Annotated in this window: 16 protein-coding genes and 2 pseudogenes; 7 read left to right on the top strand and 11 right to left on the bottom strand. The window is 56.7% G+C overall.

Going from position 1 to position 16,412, the window contains the following annotated elements; translation table 11 throughout:
• Positions 1–70 precede the first annotated feature (70 nt).
• The 9 genes and pseudogenes from rlmC to nfsA form a co-directional block, all read right to left on the bottom strand.
• Positions 71–1,207 carry a 23S rRNA (uracil(747)-C(5))-methyltransferase RlmC gene (gene rlmC, locus L379_RS15200; RefSeq protein ID WP_032653087.1) on the bottom strand — a complete coding sequence of 379 codons (1,137 nt, stop codon included), beginning with the start codon at positions 1,205–1,207 and terminating at the stop codon, positions 71–73.
• 40 nt (positions 1,208–1,247) lie between these two features.
• On the bottom strand, positions 1,248–1,745 hold the full coding sequence (locus L379_RS15205; RefSeq protein WP_085929694.1) for a YbjO family protein: 498 nt from the start codon (positions 1,743–1,745) through the stop codon (positions 1,248–1,250).
• A gap of 42 nt (positions 1,746–1,787) precedes the next feature.
• Positions 1,788–2,633, bottom strand: a complete 846-nt coding sequence (potI, locus tag L379_RS15210) for a putrescine ABC transporter permease PotI (RefSeq protein ID WP_003858378.1) — start codon at positions 2,631–2,633, stop codon at positions 1,788–1,790.
• Positions 2,630–3,583: a putrescine ABC transporter permease PotH gene (gene potH / locus L379_RS15215; RefSeq protein ID WP_017693731.1), complete on the bottom strand. Its 954-nt coding sequence runs from the start codon at positions 3,581–3,583 to the stop codon at positions 2,630–2,632. Before potH ends, potI begins: the two co-directional genes overlap by 4 nt.
• Positions 3,584–3,592: 9 nt before the next feature.
• Complete coding sequence (gene potG / locus L379_RS15220; protein WP_017693732.1) at positions 3,593–4,726, bottom strand: putrescine ABC transporter ATP-binding subunit PotG; 1,134 nt, start codon at positions 4,724–4,726, stop codon at positions 3,593–3,595.
• A 143-nt stretch (positions 4,727–4,869) separates the two neighbouring features.
• A pseudogene (gene potF / locus L379_RS15225) lies at positions 4,870–5,981 on the bottom strand (spermidine/putrescine ABC transporter substrate-binding protein PotF).
• Between the two features lie 350 nt (positions 5,982–6,331).
• Positions 6,332–6,808: a YbjN domain-containing protein gene (locus L379_RS15230; protein WP_003858385.1), complete on the bottom strand. Its 477-nt coding sequence runs from the start codon at positions 6,806–6,808 to the stop codon at positions 6,332–6,334.
• 63 nt (positions 6,809–6,871) lie between these two features.
• Positions 6,872–7,774, bottom strand: a complete 903-nt coding sequence (rimK, locus tag L379_RS15235) for a 30S ribosomal protein S6--L-glutamate ligase (RefSeq protein ID WP_017693733.1) — start codon at positions 7,772–7,774, stop codon at positions 6,872–6,874.
• A 64-nt stretch (positions 7,775–7,838) separates the two neighbouring features.
• The gene (gene nfsA, locus L379_RS15240; protein ID WP_015571015.1) at positions 7,839–8,561 is read right to left on the bottom strand and encodes a nitroreductase NfsA; all 723 of its coding nucleotides are present in this window, start codon (positions 8,559–8,561) and stop codon (positions 7,839–7,841) included.
• 185 nt (positions 8,562–8,746) lie between these two features.
• Between nfsA and L379_RS15245 the strand changes: the two genes are divergently transcribed.
• Entirely contained in the window at positions 8,747–9,016 is a 270-nt protein-coding gene (locus L379_RS15245; RefSeq protein ID WP_006809455.1) for a GrxA family glutaredoxin, read from the top strand.
• Positions 9,017–9,046: 30 nt separating this feature from the next.
• On the opposite strand, the gene L379_RS15250 is transcribed toward L379_RS15245, so the two are convergent.
• Positions 9,047–9,421 carry an inner membrane protein YbjM gene (locus tag L379_RS15250; RefSeq protein WP_017384878.1) on the bottom strand — a complete coding sequence of 125 codons (375 nt, stop codon included), beginning with the start codon at positions 9,419–9,421 and terminating at the stop codon, positions 9,047–9,049.
• Positions 9,422–9,695: 274 nt separating this feature from the next.
• Between L379_RS15250 and L379_RS15255 the strand changes: the two genes are divergently transcribed.
• The 4 genes from L379_RS15255 (at position 9,696) to arsC (ending at position 13,726) form a co-directional block, all read left to right on the top strand.
• Complete coding sequence (locus tag L379_RS15255; protein ID WP_026080732.1) at positions 9,696–11,381, top strand: aspartate:alanine antiporter; 1,686 nt, start codon at positions 9,696–9,698, stop codon at positions 11,379–11,381.
• Between the two features lie 250 nt (positions 11,382–11,631).
• Positions 11,632–11,952: a metalloregulator ArsR/SmtB family transcription factor gene (locus L379_RS15260; protein ID WP_015571018.1), complete on the top strand. Its 321-nt coding sequence runs from the start codon at positions 11,632–11,634 to the stop codon at positions 11,950–11,952.
• A 40-nt stretch (positions 11,953–11,992) separates the two neighbouring features.
• A complete protein-coding gene (locus L379_RS15265) occupies positions 11,993–13,282 on the top strand; it encodes an arsenic transporter (protein ID WP_032653085.1) in 1,290 nt (429 codons plus the stop codon).
• A gap of 12 nt (positions 13,283–13,294) precedes the next feature.
• Entirely contained in the window at positions 13,295–13,726 is a 432-nt protein-coding gene (gene arsC / locus L379_RS15270) for a glutaredoxin-dependent arsenate reductase (protein ID WP_032653083.1), read from the top strand.
• 21 nt (positions 13,727–13,747) lie between these two features.
• Here arsC and L379_RS0123960 read toward each other — a convergent pair.
• Positions 13,748–14,289: pseudogene (locus L379_RS0123960) on the bottom strand (TetR/AcrR family transcriptional regulator).
• A gap of 82 nt (positions 14,290–14,371) precedes the next feature.
• Here L379_RS0123960 and L379_RS15275 point away from each other — a divergent pair.
• Together L379_RS15275 and L379_RS15280 are read left to right on the top strand one after the other, a co-directional pair.
• Positions 14,372–15,586: an MFS transporter gene (locus L379_RS15275; RefSeq protein ID WP_032653081.1), complete on the top strand. Its 1,215-nt coding sequence runs from the start codon at positions 14,372–14,374 to the stop codon at positions 15,584–15,586.
• Positions 15,576–16,388 (top strand): Cof-type HAD-IIB family hydrolase, encoded by an 813-nt coding sequence (locus L379_RS15280; protein ID WP_022650681.1) that lies wholly within the window; start codon positions 15,576–15,578, stop codon positions 16,386–16,388. The genes L379_RS15275 and L379_RS15280 overlap by 11 nt, the downstream gene beginning before the upstream one ends.
• Positions 16,389–16,412 lie beyond the last annotated feature (24 nt).

Raw genomic sequence — 16,412 nt, 5'->3', positions numbered from 1 at the left:
TTTCGAGCGGGGGAAGAGTTCACATTTTGTTGAACATTGTGCGGGGTTTATGCCGGGTGGCGGCTTCGCCTTACCTGGCCTGCGCTTTGGTTAACAACGTCAACACTTCATAATGGGCGGTATGCGGGAACATATCGAAAAGCTGCACGCGTTCAATGCGGTAGCCCGGTAGATGAGCGATATCCTTCGCCATGGTCTGCGCGTTACAGCTGGAGTAGACAATGTACTCCGGCGCCATCTGGCTCAGGTAGTCGCAGAGCGCCTGGCCGATACCCCGGCGCGGCGGGTTCACCAGCACCAGCTCCGGCACGTTGCCCTGTCCGGTGGCGAACCGGGTCGAGTCCAGCGCCTGGAAGTGCAGATTCGTCAGCCCCAGCTCCGCGGCGGACTGCTTCGCGCAGGCAATCGCTTCGGCGGAGATCTCAATGCCGGTGAGCTGCATGTCTGGCGTGGCACAGTGCAGGCCAAAGCCGCCGACGCCGCAGAACAGATCCCACATGTGATGAACCTGTAACGCACGCACCCAGTCGCGCGCGGTGGCGTACAGCGCGCTGGCGACGGTGGGGTTAGTCTGAAAGAAGCTTTGCGGACGGATCCACAGCGGCACGCCGTTAAAGCTCTCCGCCAGCGCATGCTGTTCGGTGAAGAAAATCTCTTTCTCCCCTTCCATGATCGCCATATGCACCGGCTGAATATTCGCGGTGATAACCTTGAGCTGCGGAAGCTGTTCCTGCAACCCCGGAAGCGCCGCGCGCAGCTGCTCCAGCTTGTTTTCCGAACGCAGCACAAAGCGCAGCATCATCCCGCCGTCGATCTGGCTTTCGGTCAGCAAAAGGTATTTCAGCTCGCCGCGCCTGCGGGCAACGTTATAGGGCGTTAACCCCGCCCGGGCGATAAACGGTTTCAGCGCGCTAAACACCGGCTCAAACGAGGCGGGATATAGCGGGCAGTCGGTTAAATCTTCCGGGGTGCCGTCGCGGTGCAGCATCCCCAGCAGCGGCTTTTCAACGCTGCCGCTGACCACCATTTTGGCTTTATTGCGAAAGCCCTGTTCCGGGCCACTGACGGGTGCGCACCACTCGCCCACCGCATGTGCTGTCAGCAGCTGTTGCAGGTCGGCCATTTTGGCGGTGAGTTGTTGAGAGACCGGCTGTTCTATCCACTGACAGGAGCGGCAGCGTCCGGCGTCATAGAGTGCGCACTGCATATGAAAACCTTAAGAAACACGAGGGCTGCGATTATACACATTATTGCAGGCGGAAGAACCGCCGACTGGAAGCCGGGAGATAAAGCAGGCAGAGCACCAGCATATCCGGCAGTTTTTGCATCACCAGTGAATGGAAAATCTCGCGTCGCGACTCACCGGGTATGCTGAACAGCTCCGGATAGCCATAGCCCAGCGAGGCGGCCCACAGGTAGCCTGCGGCGGTGATCTGCGTAAGCAGATACACCCAGCGCGCCCAGTTACGTCCTTTCACCAGCGAGAACGCACAGTAGATCTCAATAAACACCAGCATCAGGCTGCTGAGAAACACCAGCGTCAGATTCCACGTCTGCGCGCTGCGGTGAATAAATTCCCCCATTCCGCGCGGACCCAGCGTGTTCATTATCATCAGCACATCCAGGCAGCGGATCATAATAATGGCGAGCGCCGCCACCTGCACCAGTGCAGGGACGTTCGGACGAGCGTGCGAATGACGTGTTTTTTGTAAGAATCCCAATGTTTTTACTTCCCTGAAAAACAGTGCCGCGTCATACGCGGCACATCACTGGAAATAGTAATTCCTTCAGCCGCGTCTTGCACGCTGGATATCGCGCACACGCTGTTTTTCCGCGCGCGCCATCAAATACCAGGCGATAAATCCGACAATTCCGACCACGCCAAGGATGATGGACGCCAGGGCGTTGATCTCCGGATTCACCCCCATCCGCACGCTGGAGAAGACCAGCATCGGCAGCGTCGTCGCGCCCGGTCCCGACACAAAGCTGGCGATAACCAGATCGTCGAGCGAGAGCGTGAACGCCAGCAGCCAGCCGGAGATCACCGCCGGCATAATCATCGGCAGCGTGATGATGAAAAAGACCTTCAGCGGCGTTGCGCCGAGATCCATCGCCGCCTCTTCAATGGAGCGATCCAGCTCGCGCAGCCGCGAGGAGATCACCACCGCCACATACGCCGTACAGAAGGTGACATGTGCCAGCCAGATGGTGAGCATCCCGCGATCCGCTGGCCAGCCGATGGCGTGCGCCAGCGCGACAAACAGCAGCAGTAGCGACAGGCCGGTGATGACGTCCGGCATAACCAGCGGGGCGGTGATCATAAACGCGAAACCATTCGCCCCGCGGAAACGGCCAAAGCGCACCATCACCAGCGCGGCGATAGTGCCCAGCACGCAGGCCATCGTCGCCGCCAGCGCCGCAATGGTCAGGCTCAGCCCCACCGCGCTCATCATCGCATCATCGTGGAACAGCTCGCTGTACCAGCGCGTGGACCAGCCCGCCCAGACGGTGACCAGCTTAGAGCTGTTGAACGAGTAGATCACCAGCATCAGCATTGGCGCATACAGGAAGGTAAAGCCGATAATCAGGATCGCAATTCGCCACGGGGAGCGTACTACCGGTAAGTTGTTCATCCGTGGTCTCCCATCTGTTTCTGCTGATGTTTGTGGAACCACATGATCGGCACGATCAGCAGCAGTAACATGACGATCGCCACCGCCGAGGCCACCGGCCAGTCGCGGTTATTGAAGAACTCCTGCCACAGCACGCGGCCAATCATGATGCTGTCCGGGCCGCCGAGCAGCTCCGGGATCACAAACTCCCCGACCGCCGGGATAAACACCAGCATCGATCCGGCGATGATCCCGCCTTTGGTGAGCGGCACAATGACGCTGAAGAAAGTCTTCAACGGGCGTGCGCCGAGATCCAGCGAGGCTTCCACCAGCGAGTAATCGATTCGCGTCAGCGCCGTATAGATTGGCAGCACCATAAACGGCAGATAGGCATAGACAATCCCGATATACACCGCAAGGTTGGTGTGCAGGATCGTCAGCGGCTGGTCGATGACCCCAAGCCACAGCAGGAAGTTATTCAGTATGCCGTTATTCTTCAGGATCCCCATCCACGCGTACACGCGGATCAGGAACGACGTCCACGACGGTAAAATGACCAACAGCAGTAAAATATTTCGCGTCGACGGCTTGCTGTGCGCCACTGCCCACGCCAGCGGGTAGCCCATCAACAAGCAGCAAATCGTAGAAATAGCCGCAACCTGTAACGACTGCAAATAGGCTTCGAAATAGAGCGGATCGTCGGTCAGTTGCAGGAAATTACCGAGGTTTAAGGTCAGCGTCAGCTGCCCGTCGGCCCACTCCCACAGATCGGTATACGGTGGGATCGCCCGCGCCATCTCCGCCAGGCTGATCTTAAAGACGATCAGGAACGGCAGCAGAAACAGCAGGATCAGCCAGATATAGGGCATGGCGATGACCAGCTTGCGGCCATGCGCCATCTGCATGCGCGCCAGCCAGAGCGCGAAACCGCCCGGTTTTTTGACGCGGGCTGGAGGTTCAAGTGTGCTCATGACCGCTCCTTATACCGTCAGGACTACGCAACTGTCCGCATCCCAGCAGAGGCTCACTTCGTCGCCCCAGGTTGGCTGCCCCTTGCGATACCGGTGTTCGTTCTGTAACTGGGCGCTGAGCATCTGGCCGCTTTTCAGGCGCACATGGTAAATCGACAGATCGCCGAGATAGGCAATGTGCACCACTTCGCCCACGGCAAAGTTATAGCCATCGGCGGGCGGCTCATCGCAAAGCATGATTTTTTCCGGGCGCAGGGCAACGTAAACCGGCACGTTGTCCACCACGGAGTTATCAGAATCAACCTTCAGCGGGTGCACCAGCCCCGGCGATTCAATCACCAGACCGTCGTCCTGGCGTTCCTTCAGTAGCCCTTCGAAGACGTTTACCGAGCCGATGAACTCCGCGCTGTAGCGGGTTGTCGGGTGTTCATAGATCTCTTCCGGCTCGCCGATCTGCACGAACTTACCGCGATTCATGATCGCAATGCGCCCGGCCATGGTCATCGCCTCTTCCTGGTCATGAGTCACCATCACGCAGGTCACCCCCACGCGCTCGAGGATATCCACCACTTCCAGCTGCATCCGGTCGCGCAGCTTTTTATCCAGCGCGCCCATCGGCTCGTCGAGCAGTAATAATTTTGGACGCTTCGCCAGACTTCTTGCCAGCGCCACGCGCTGACGCTGGCCGCCGGAAAGCTGATGCGGCTTACGCTTCGCAAACTCCTGCATATGCACCAGGCTCAGCATCTCTGCCACGCGCGCGGTGATTTCGGCTTTCGGCAGTTTGTCCTGCTTCAGGCCGAAGGCGATGTTCTGCTCAACGGTCATGTGCGGGAACAGGGCATAGGACTGGAACATCATGTTTATGGGCCGCTGGTACGGCGGCACGCTGGAGAGGTCTACCCCATCCAGCACGATCTGCCCGGCGGTAGGCTGTTCAAAGCCTGCCAGCATACGCAGCAGTGTGGATTTGCCGCAGCCAGATGCACCGAGCAAAGCAAAAATTTCACCTTTGTAGATCGTCAGGCTGACATCGTCCACGGCATGCTGGCCGTCGAAGGATTTGGTGAGGTTACGAATTTCAAGAAGCGGGGTCAGCGCTTTACGGACTTTCGCCTGCGGGCGGGGGATCGCGTCATTCACGGGGTGTTCTCCGGCATAGATCAACACTGGTGCAAACGCACCGTCAGGGTGCGCATCGCCGGGCGGCGCTAACGCTTGCCCGGCCTACGGGATTTGTCGGCCCGGTAAGCGACAGCGCTACCGGGCAACGATATCAAACGCCGTTACTTACCGCTTTTCACCTTGGTCCACGCGCGGGTACGCACACGGTCAATTTTCGGTTCCTGCACTTTCAGGGTGAAGAGCTTGGCAAACACATCGGCTGGCGGATAGATCGCCGGATTATTGCGGATTTCTTCGCTCACCAGCGGCACGGAGGCCTTGTTACCGTTGGCGTAGTAGACATGGTCGCTGATGTGGGCAATCACCTCCGGACGCATCAGGTAGTTGAGGAACTGATACGCTTCCTCTTTATTTTTCGCATCAGCCGGCATCGCGAAGACGTCGAAGAACGCCAGCGCCCCCTCCTTCGGAATGAAGTAGGAAACATTCACACCGTTTTTGGCCTCTTTCGCGCGGTTCGCCGCCTGCCAGACATCGCCCGCCCAGCCGATGGCCACGCAGATATCCCCGTTAGCCAGGTCGTTGATGTACTGAGAGGAGTGGAAGTAGCGAATATTCGGACGCAGCTTCAGTAGCAGGTCGGTCGCCGGACCGGTGTAGTCGTCGGCCTTGCTGCTGTTTGGATCTTTGCCTAGATAGTTAAGCACGGTGGCGAAAATCTCTTCCGGCGCATCGAGGAAAGAGACGCCGCAGCTTTTCAGCTTCTCGAGGTTTTCCGGCTTCAGCACCACGTCCCAGCTGTCCAGCTTGACGTCCGGGCCCAGCGCCGCTTTGACTTTATCCACGTTATAGCCAATACCGGTGGTCGCCCACAGGTAAGGCATCGCGTATTTATTCTCCGGATCGTGCTTCGCCACCAGCTTCAGCACGTCCGGATCGAGGTTTTTCCAGTTCGGTAATTTGCTCTTGTCCAGCGGCTGGAAGACACCGGCGGTCAGCTGACGCTCCAGGAAGCTTGCCGACGGCACCACCAGATCGAAACCGGTGCTGCCCGCCATCAGTTTGCCTTCCAGCACTTCGTTGGAATCGAATACGTCGTAGACAACCTTAATGCCGGTCTCTTTTTCAAAATTCGCGACGGTGTCCGGCGCAATATAGTCAGACCAGTTAAGACGTGCAGCGTTTTTTGTTCCGCAGCGAGCGTGCCGGCAGAGACGGCCATCAGAGCACCCGCAACCAGACCCGATAACCATTTTTTATTCAAGGCGATCATATTGTTATTCCTTCTGAAAGTTCGTTAACAAACGAACCAAAACTGTGCAGCCTGAAGATATGCAATAATCATGCATAGTTTGTCGCTCTGCCCGAAATAAAATACCCCCCTCTTCCCGGCAGGTTCCGCTCGCTTTTTTAAGCACCGCAAGAATAACTGTAGCCCGTGTCTCCGGCTATAGCCCAGACGAAAAAACGCCTTTTATCAATTTTTTATGCAGATTATGTCTACGTGATAAGCCGAAACGGCCGGAGAGGAGGTGAAAAACTCTTTAAAGAAAGGTTAAAAGCAGCAGAAAAAATGGTGTTATGCAGCCGCTCTGGCAGCGACTGCGCAAAAGTCAGACAGGCTTAGTGGAGAAAATTGGGAGATGCATCATTATTCTCGGCATCATCTTCCGCGCTATACAGCAGGTGATGTGCGTTGGCTTCCATCATTACCATGGAAATTTGCTCTTCGCTCAGGCGCATAAACCAGGCGAACTGCTTGAAGGAGAGCCCCGCGCCGGAGAATAAAGACTGGCAAACCACCAGCTTTGGCAGATTATCATCCTGTATGTCGAGAAACGCTTTCACCGTCAAAGAACTGGCGTTGATCGCTGACAGATCAGACGCCAGCGCCAGCAGCGCAGAAGGCTTTACTTCAGCCAGCGCCGAGAACAGGATCACGTCGTTGATCAAATCGATTTTGGCATCGAAAATGCCATCGAAATTTTGCATGTGAGGCAGATGCAGCGCCTGGCAGGAGTCGCATTCGAAGAAAGTAATACCGGCATCATCGAGCCATTGACGTAACGTATCCAGTGTAGGTACGACCTGTAAATCCATCGCTGTGCAGCCTCTTAAATAAAAACGTTGTCCAGATTACGCAAAAAGTGCGCGCCGATCCATTTAACCGCCCGTTTTCAGGCAAAATCCCGGCGTCGCATGGCGTTCAATCCATGCGATCATTTTACCTGCAATATCGACGCCTGTGGTTTTTTCCACCCCTTCCAGCCCCGGCGAGGCGTTGACTTCCATCACCAGCGGCCCGCGCCCGGCACGCAGCAGATCGACCCCCGCCACGTCCAGGCCCAGCGTCTGCGCTGCTTTCACAGCAATCTCGCGCTCGCGCTCGCTAATAAGGGCCACCCGCGCGATACCGCCGCGGTGTAGGTTAGAGCGGAAGTCGCCCTCTTTTGCCTGCCGCTCTATGGCGGCCACCACCTCATCGCCCACCACAAAGCAGCGGATGTCGCACCCGTTGGCCTCTTTAATATACTCCTGCACCAGAATATGGGCATTCAGACCGCGAAACGCGTCGATCACGCTTTCCGCCGCCTGACGCGTCTCCGCCAGTACCACCCCAATACCCTGCGTACCTTCCACCAGCTTAATAACCAGCGGCGCACCGCCCACCATGTCGATTAAATCGCTGGTGTCGTCCGGGGAGTGGGCAATCCCGGTGACGGGCAGATCGATCCCCTGGCGCGCCAGCAGTTGCAGCGAGCGCAGCTTATCGCGGGCGCGGGAGATCGCCACGGACTCGTTGAGCGGATAGCTTCCCAGCATTTCAAACTGGCGCAGCGCAGCCGTGCCGTAATAGGTTATCTGGGAGCCAATGCGGGGGATCACCGCATCAAAATGCGGGAGTTTGCGGCCTTTGTAATGAATCGACGACGCCGCAGGGTCGATGTTCATATAGCAGGACATCGGATCGAGGATTTCAATCTGATGTCCGCGTTTCGCCGCCGCTTCTCGCAGGCGTTTACATGAATAGAGCGTTCCATCCCGGGACAATATGGCAATTTTCACCCTGCACCTCTCTAAAGACATGGTAAAAGCCTGCCTATCATACACGAGGCGCAGGAGGAATGGACTACCGCGTTGCCCAGCCCTGTTTGTGCAGGTAATCAAGAATGAACGGGCGGTTCTCCTTGATGATGGTGCGACGAATATGGTCGCTCCAGGTGTCGCGGCGGTTGTTGCTGTCGCGCGTCAGATAGTAGTTCGCCAGCTCTTCATCGTATTGATGCAGAACGTCCTGGTCGACCGGCTGGTAGTGGTTTTCATGCACCAGCATCGCAGCAGGAATGCGCGGCTTCAGATCCGGGTTATCTGCCGGCCAGCCGAGGCACAGACCAAACAGCGGCAGCACGTGTTTCGGCAGCTTCAGCAGTTCCGTCACGCTTTCGATGTTGTTACGCAGCCCGCCAATATAGACGCCGCCAAGCCCCAGCGATTCCGCCGCCGTGAACGCGTTTTGCGCCATCAGCGCCGTATCCACCACGCCCAGCAGCAGCTGTTCCGCCAGCCCCAGCTCGGCCTCGGGGCAGATTTGCAGATGACGGTTAAAATCGGCGCAGAACACCCAGAACTCAGCCGCCTGGGCAACGTGCTTTTGTCCGCCCGTCAGCGTTACCAGCTGCTCACGCATCGCCGGATCGGTGATGCGGATAATGGAGCTGCACTGCAAAAAGCTGGAGCTGGAGGTGCCTCTTGCGCTGTCGATGATCGCTTCCCGCTGCGCCTGGGTAATCGGCTCATCGGTGAAATGGCGAATGGAACGGTGGGAACGAAGCAGGTCAATGGTTGGCGTCATTTTGTCTCTCTTTGTGTTGCGTAAAACGTATGGCAGCCAGTATAGGCAATGATCCACCTGATGTAATTGGCGAAACATAGCCTGACTGTATCAAAGTGACAGGTGAAACCTTCTTTCCATGACGGCAGGTTATCGTGCACTATAGGCGCCATTCGCCGTCAGGCTTGTTTTTTGAGGAGAGAGAAATGTTTGCAGTAATTTTTGGTCGTCCAGGATGCCCTTACTGTGTACGCGCGAAAGAGCTGGCAGAGAAACTGACTGAAGAACGTGATGATTTCAACTTCCGTTACGTGGATATCCACGCGGAAGGCATCACTAAAGCCGATCTGGAAAAAACCGTGGGTAAACCGGTTGAAACCGTGCCGCAGATCTTCCTCGATCAGAAACACATCGGCGGCTGCACCGATTTTGAGGCCTACGCCAAAGAACACCTGGGCCTGTTTGCGGCTCAGTAATGCGAAGACGCCCTCACCCTGAGGGCGTTTTTATTTACGGTGCTTCCGCTGTTGCAGCAGGCTGCGCGTAAATAAGAAACAGAGCGCGCCCAGCGCACACCAGAAAACGCCACTCAGTAGCCACGCCACTTCCTGCCAGACGCTTCTCGACGAGAGAAACAGCACGCGCATCAGAAGCAGGCAGAGCGGGGCCGCAAGCATTGCCCCAATAAGCGGCATCACCACCTCGCCTTTACGCGAGAGAAAACCAGCGACTACCCCCGGCAGGATGAAGAACAACAGGCCCAGCTCGGGATGACCGGACGCTCTGAAGGCGCCTTTCACGTTAAAAGCGAGCGACATGCAAACGACCGTAAACAGCAAAAAACAGCTGATTACGCCAGCCCAGTTTCGTTTAAAGTTCAAACTATCCTCCTGACTTATCTCTATCAAATACAAAAATCGTCCGGTGGACGCCCAGTCAGATAAAGCAATGCGGCAATCCTTGCCAAAGCACGCACAGAAGTCGTGCGATAATAGGTGGCTGTCGGTAGCTATTACGATTAAACTAACCGACTGCTAGTGTTTAGGGTATTTATCAGGAAGCAGGGAGATGCAAAGTGATTCCCTGACTCTGAAAACAGTAGCCCAAATAGTCCTTTCATTCAACAACTTACTGGTAAACAAGAAGTTAGCCTCCGTGAATATAAACGTCGCAGACTTGTTAAATGGGAATTACATCCTGTTATTATTTGTGGTACTGGCGCTGGGCCTTTGTCTGGGTAAATTACGCCTGGGTTCAGTTCAACTTGGTAATTCCATTGGCGTTTTAGTCGTCTCCCTGTTATTAGGTCAACAACATTTCAGTATTAACACGGACGCGCTTAACTTAGGTTTCATGCTGTTTATTTTTTGCGTAGGCGTGGAAGCCGGTCCGAACTTTTTTTCCATTTTCTTCCGAGACGGCAAAAATTACCTGATGCTGGCGCTGGTGATGGTCGGCAGCGCCCTGCTGATTGCGTTAGGGCTGGGCAAACTGTTTGGCTGGGACATCGGCTTAACGGCCGGTATGCTGGCAGGCTCGATGACCTCCACGCCGGTGCTTGTTGGCGCGGGGGATACGCTTCGTCATTCTGGCATGGCAGGCACGCAGCTTTCCTCCGCGCTGGACAACCTGAGTCTGGGCTATGCCCTGACCTATCTGATTGGTCTGGTGAGCCTGATTGTTGGCGCGCGCTATCTGCCAAAACTTCAGCATCAGGATCTCCAGACCAGCGCCCAGACCATCGCCCGCGAGCGCGGCCTGGACACGGACTCCAAACGTAAAGTTTACCTGCCGGTGATCCGCGCCTACCGCGTCGGGCCGGAGCTGGTTGCCTGGACCGACGGGAAAAACCTGCGCGAGCTGGGGATCTACCGTCAGACCGGCTGCTACATCGAACGTATCCGTCGTAACGGCATTCTTGCAAACCCGGACGGTGACGCGGTGCTCCAGATGGGCGATGACATCGCCCTTGTTGGCTACCCGGACGCCCACGCGCGTCTCGATCCGAGCTTCCGCAACGGGAAAGAGGTGTTTGACCGCGACCTGCTGGACATGCGTATCGTCACCGAAGAGATTGTGGTGAAAAACCACAACGCCGTGGGCCGCCGTCTGGCACAGCTGAAGCTGACCGACCACGGTTGTTTCCTCAACCGCGTGATCCGCAGCCAGATTGAAATGCCTATCGACGATAACGTGGTGCTCAATAAAGGCGATGTGTTGCAGGTCAGCGGCGATGCCCGACGGGTTAAAACCGTTGCCGACCGTATCGGCTTTATCTCGATCCACAGCCAGGTGACGGACCTGTTAGCCTTCTGCGCCTTCTTCATTGTCGGCCTGATGATCGGGATGATAACCTTCCAGTTCAGCAACTTTAGCTTCGGCATTGGTAACGCAGCCGGTCTGCTGTTCGCCGGGATCATGCTGGGCTTCCTGCGAGCGAACCATCCCACCTTCGGCTATATCCCTCAGGGGGCGCTGAACATGGTGAAAGAGTTCGGTCTGATGGTCTTTATGGCGGGTGTCGGCTTAAGCGCCGGGAGCGGCATTGGCAACGGCCTGGGCGCGGTCGGCTGGCAAATGTTGGTTTCCGGACTTATCGTCAGCCTGGTACCGGTGGTGATCTGTTTCCTGTTCGGTGCCTACGTGCTGCGCATGAACCGTGCCCTGCTCTTCGGCGCGATGATGGGCGCGCGCACCTGCGCACCGGCGATGGAGATCATCAGCGACACTGCGCGCAGCAATATCCCGGCGCTGGGCTATGCAGGCACGTACGCAATCGCCAACGTGCTGCTGACGCTGGCGGGTACGCTGATCATCATTATCTGGCCAGGACTCGGATAAATCTCAAGTTTGCGTGTGGCTGAAAAAATTTTCGTTACGCGCAGAACTTTTTACGCAGGGTGCAGTCATAACTAGTGCCACTGCTTTTCTTTGATGTCCCCAATTTGTGGAGCCCATCAACCCCGCCGTTTTGGTTCAAGGTTGATGGGTTTTTTGTTGCCTGAAACTTGCTCATTTTGCCATTTTCGCTTTCTCCTCGCTCTGCAAACATATATGATTTAACACATATGAATGTACGCAGGATCATCCGATGCTTCACCCCGTTCAGCTCTTCAAAACCCTCTCCGACGAAACGCGCCTCTCCATCGTCATGCTTCTGCGTGAAGCGGGCGAGCTGTGCGTCTGCGATCTCTGCTCCGCTACCAACGAGCCGCAGCCGAAAGTCTCCCGCCACATGGCCTTACTGCGCGAGGCCGGGCTGGCCATCGACCGTCGCGAGGGTAAGTGGATCTACTACCGTCTCTCTCCCAACATGCCTGCATGGGCGGCAACCGTTATCGACACCAGCTGGAACTGCCTGCGGGAAGAGACGCGTATGAAGCTGAAAAACCGACTTCCGGGCTCGTGCTGACCAAAACATATTCACAATAACAGATATAATGGAGTAAAAGATGTTTCTGGCAGGAGGGATTTTTTTATTCACACTGGTGCTGGTCATCTGGCAACCCAGAGGGCTCAGCATCGGCTGGAGCGCTACCATTGGCGCCGCGCTGGCGCTGATGAGCGGCGTTATCCACATTAACGATATCCCTGTGGTGTGGAATATCGTCTGGAATGCGACGGCAACGTTTATCGCGGTTATCGTTATCAGCCTGCTGCTGGATGAGTCCGGCTTTTTCGAGTGGGCCGCGCTGCACGTTGCCCGCTGGGGAAACGGTCGCGGGCGATTGCTGTTTACCTGGATCGTGCTGCTGGGCGCAGCCGTGGCGGCGCTGTTTGCCAATGACGGCGCGGCGCTGATCCTCACCCCTATCGTCATCGCTATGCTGCTGGCGCTGGGGTTCAGCAAGCAGGCTACGCTGGCGTTCGTGATGGCGGCGGGATTTATCGCCGATACCGCCAGCCTGCCGCTGATTGTCTCCAACCTGGTCAACATTGTGTCGGCGGACTTCTTTAAGCTGGGCTTCAGCGAATACGCCTCGGTGATGATCCCGGTTGATATCGCTGCGATTGCCGCAACGCTGGTGATGCTGCATCTGTTCTTCCGAAAAGAAATTCCCCCCGAATATGACCAGGCAAAACTCCGCGAGCCCGCACGGGCCATTCACGACCTGCCAACGTTCAGAACGGGCTGGATCGTGCTGCTGCTACTGCTTGTCGGTTTCTTTGTGCTTGAACCTCTGGGTATCCCGGTCAGCGCTATCGCAACAACTGGCGCGCTGATTTTGTTTGCCGTTGCTAAACGCGGGCACGCCATTAACACCGGAAAAGTGCTGCGCGGCGCGCCGTGGCAAATTGTTATCTTCTCGCTGGGGATGTATCTGGTGGTGTATGGCCTGCGCAACGCCGGGCTGACGGAGTCTCTTTCAGGCGTTCTTGATTACTTAGCCGGATACGGACTCTGGGTCACCACTCTGGGAACCGGATTTATCACCGCCTTCCTGTCATCCATAATGAACAATATGCCAACGGTGCTGATTGGCGCGCTCTCCATTGAGGGTAGTGCTGCAACAGGGTTAGTTAAAGAGGCGATGATTTACGCTAACGTGATTGGCTGCGATTTGGGGCCGAAAATTACCCCCATCGGAAGTCTGGCTACCCTGCTCTGGCTTCATGTGCTGGCACAGAAAAACATGACTATTACCTGGGGCTACTATTTCAGGACGGGCGTCATAATGACGCTGCCAGTTCTCTTTGTGACGCTCGCCGCGCTGGCGCTACGTCTCTCCTTCACACTGTAATGAGTAACGGATATGAGCCATATCATCCTCTACCACAACCCGGCCTGCGGCACGTCGCGCAATACGCTGGAGATGATCCGCAACAGCGGTACGGAACCAGAGATTGTCCTCTATCTGGAAAACCCGCCGTCACGCGATCAACTGACCAGGCTGATTGCAGACATGGGGATTTCCGTGTGCGATCTGCTGCGCAAAAACGTCGAGCCTTATGAGCAACTGGGCCTTGCCGGGGGAAATTTCACCGATGACCAGCTTATCGATTTCATGCTGCAATACCCCATCCTGATTAACCGTCCGATTGTGGTGACACCGCTGGGCACCCGTCTGTGCCGTCCTTCTGAAGTCGTTCTCGACATCCTTCCGGACGCGCAAAAAGGGGCATTTACAAAGGAAGATGGCGAAGTCGTCGTTGACGCCAGCGGGAAAAAAATCTCCCGACAGTAAGCGTAGCCGGGGCGAGTGCTATCAGACGGTATCCTCGCCTGCAATCCGCCCCACCATCACCCGGATCTCCTCCCGGGTTAACGGCGACCGATCGGTCACAAAATGCAGCGTCATCCCCTCGATAAACGCATCCAGCGCGCGGGCGGTGGCCGGATCAAACCACTGCTCCAGCGTAGCCTGGCTCATCTTCATCCAGTCCTGCATCACCGTTTTCAGCGCGGCGCTGCGGTGCATAAACGCGTATAACTGATACATCAGCGCCATATTGTGTGGCGTGGTCACGGCTGAACTGTGGATCAGCGTGGTAATCGCCTCGCACGCCCCGTAACCCCCGCGAAGAAATCCCGGTACTGCTGAGACATCTGCTGCGTAAACCACGTGAATGCCTCCTCCAGAAGCGACTCCATCCCGTCGAAATAGTAGGTCATCGACCCCAGCGGCACACCTGCGCAGGTGGCAATTTTGCGGTGCGTGACGGCATGAATACCGTGCTCAACAATGGTGTCCAGCGTCGCCTGGAGTATCTTCTCGCGGCGGTTAGGGTCGTTCGGTGGTCTGCTCATAAAATCCTCATCCGGTTTATGTACAAATGTACACAAAGTTGCTAGTGTTGTCGCTATTGTTGTACTTCTGGTGCTGATCCCAATGACGCTAACTTCTCCTCGCAAAGCCCTGCATCTGCGCATGTGGGCGCTATTTATGTTCTTCTTCATCCCCGGGCTGCTGATGGCTTCCTGGGCAACGCGCACCCCGGCAATCCGCGATACGCTATCCGTTTCGACGGCGGAGATGGGGATCGTGCTGTTTGGCCTGTCGATTGGCTCGATGAGCGGCATCCTCTGCTCGGCCTGGCTGGTGAAACGCTTTGGCACGCGCGCGGTGATCCGCACCACCATGTGCTGCGCAGTGGTAGGTATGCTCGGTCTGAGCGTGGCGCTGTGGTTCGCCTCGCCGCTGATGTTTGCCCTTGGCCTGATGGTATTTGGCGGCAGCTTTGGTGCGGCGGAAGTGGCCATTAACGTCGAGGGGGCCTCCGTTGAACAGGCGATGAACAAAACGGTGCTGCCGATGATGCATGGCTTTTACAGCCTCGGCACGCTGGCGGGTGCGGGCGTGGGGATGGCGCTGACGGCGCTGGGCATTGCGGCCAATGTGCACATTTTACTCGCGGCGCTCGTCTGTATTATCCCGATCCTCACCGGCATCAGGGCTATTCCCGCTGGCACAGGACAAAATTCCTCGGACGAACAGAAGTCTGCGGCAAAAGGGTTGCCCTTCTATCGCGATTTCCAGCTGATGCTGATTGGCGTGGTGGTACTGGCGATGGCGTTTGCTGAAGGCTCCGCCAACGACTGGCTACCGTTGCTGATGGTGGACGGGCACGGATTTAGCCCCACCTCCGGCTCGCTGATTTACGCCGGGTTTACGCTCGGCATGACCGTCGGACGCTTTACCGGGGGCTGGTTTATCGACCGTTACAGCCGCGTGGCTGTCGTCCGTGCCAGCGCCCTGCTGGGTGGGCTGGGCATCGCGATGATTATCTTTGTGGATGTGGACTGGATTGCCGGCGTGTCGGTGATCCTGTGGGGACTGGGCGCCTCCCTTGGCTTCCCGCTGACCATTTCCGCTGCCAGCGATACCGGCCCCGACGCGCCGACGCGCGTGAGCGTCGTGGCGACCACGGGCTACCTCGCTTTCCTGGTGGGCCCGCCGCTGCTTGGATTCCTCGGTGAGCACTACGGGTTACGCAGCGCGATGCTGGTGGTATTAGGGTTAGTCATTATTGCCGCCCTGGTGGCGCGAGCGGTGGCAAAACCGGAAGCAGAAACAACGTCAATGGAGAAGGGATATGAGCGTTAAACTGATTGCAGTCGACATGGATGGCTCCTTCCTGAGCGATGCGAAAACCTATAACCGCGCGCGTTTTCTGGCGCAGTACGCGCGCATGAAAGCGCAAGGCATCCGTTTTGTGGTCGCCAGCGGAAACCAGTACTACCAGCTGATCTCATTTTTCCCGGAGATCGCCCATGAAATTGCCTTCGTCGCCGAAAACGGCGGCTGGGTGGTGGATGCGGGCGAAGACGTGTTTAACGGCGAACTGTCGAAAGAGCATTTTCTGACCGTCGCCACCCTGTTAAACGACGTGCCCGGCATTGAGATAATTGCCTGCGGAAAAAACAGCGCCTACACGCTGAAAACGTATAACGACCTCTTCAAAGAGATTGCTGCGAAATACTATCACCGCCTTGAAAGCGTCAGCAGCTTTGACAACCTCAACGATATTTTCTTCAAATTCGGGCTAAACGTCTCTGACGACGAAATTCCGCGCATTCAGGCGCTGCTGCATGAGAAGCTTGGCGACATCATGGTGCCGGTGACCACGGGACACGGTAGTATCGACCTGATTATCCCCGGCGTACACAAAGCTAACGGCCTGCGGATCCTGCAAGCGCGCTGGGGCATTGAGGACAGTGAAGTGGTGGCCTTTGGCGACAGCGGTAACGACGTGGAGATGTTGCGCCAGGCTGGGTTTGGCTTCGCGATGGCCAATGCCAGACCGCACATTAAGGCGGTGGCCCGCTATGAAGCACCGAACAATAATGACGAAGGGGTGCTGGACGTAATTGATAGGGTGCTGGACGGGGAGGCGCCGTTTAATTGATTCCGTGCGCTCTGGTGCCCTCAC

The sequence above is a fragment of the Enterobacter sp. MGH 33 genome (assembly GCF_000534535.1).
Taxonomy (GTDB): domain Bacteria; phylum Pseudomonadota; class Gammaproteobacteria; order Enterobacterales; family Enterobacteriaceae; genus Enterobacter; species Enterobacter hormaechei_C.
The sequence above is the reverse complement of the archived record's forward strand: the minus strand, read 5'-3'. Positions and strand labels throughout refer to the sequence as shown.

Bases quoted from the DNA above. Each gene is read 5' to 3' on its own strand.
- rlmC (WP_032653087.1), bottom strand. From the start codon at position 1,207: ATGCAGTGCGCACTCTATGACGCCGGACGCTGCCGCTCCTGTCAGTGG.
- potI (WP_003858378.1), bottom strand. From the start codon at position 2,633: ATGAACAACTTACCGGTAGTACGCTCCCCGTGGCGAATTGCGATCCTG.
- potH (WP_017693731.1), bottom strand. From the start codon at position 3,583: ATGAGCACACTTGAACCTCCAGCCCGCGTCAAAAAACCGGGCGGTTTC.
- L379_RS15230 (WP_003858385.1), bottom strand. From the start codon at position 6,808: ATGGATTTACAGGTCGTACCTACACTGGATACGTTACGTCAATGGCTC.
- nfsA (WP_015571015.1), bottom strand. From the start codon at position 8,561: ATGACGCCAACCATTGACCTGCTTCGTTCCCACCGTTCCATTCGCCAT.
- L379_RS15245 (WP_006809455.1), top strand. From the start codon at position 8,747: ATGTTTGCAGTAATTTTTGGTCGTCCAGGATGCCCTTACTGTGTACGC.
- L379_RS15260 (WP_015571018.1), top strand. From the start codon at position 11,632: ATGCTTCACCCCGTTCAGCTCTTCAAAACCCTCTCCGACGAAACGCGC.
- L379_RS15265 (WP_032653085.1), top strand. From the start codon at position 11,993: ATGTTTCTGGCAGGAGGGATTTTTTTATTCACACTGGTGCTGGTCATC.
- arsC (WP_032653083.1), top strand. From the start codon at position 13,295: ATGAGCCATATCATCCTCTACCACAACCCGGCCTGCGGCACGTCGCGC.
- L379_RS15275 (WP_032653081.1), top strand. From the start codon at position 14,372: ATGACGCTAACTTCTCCTCGCAAAGCCCTGCATCTGCGCATGTGGGCG.
- L379_RS15280 (WP_022650681.1), top strand. From the start codon at position 15,576: ATGAGCGTTAAACTGATTGCAGTCGACATGGATGGCTCCTTCCTGAGC.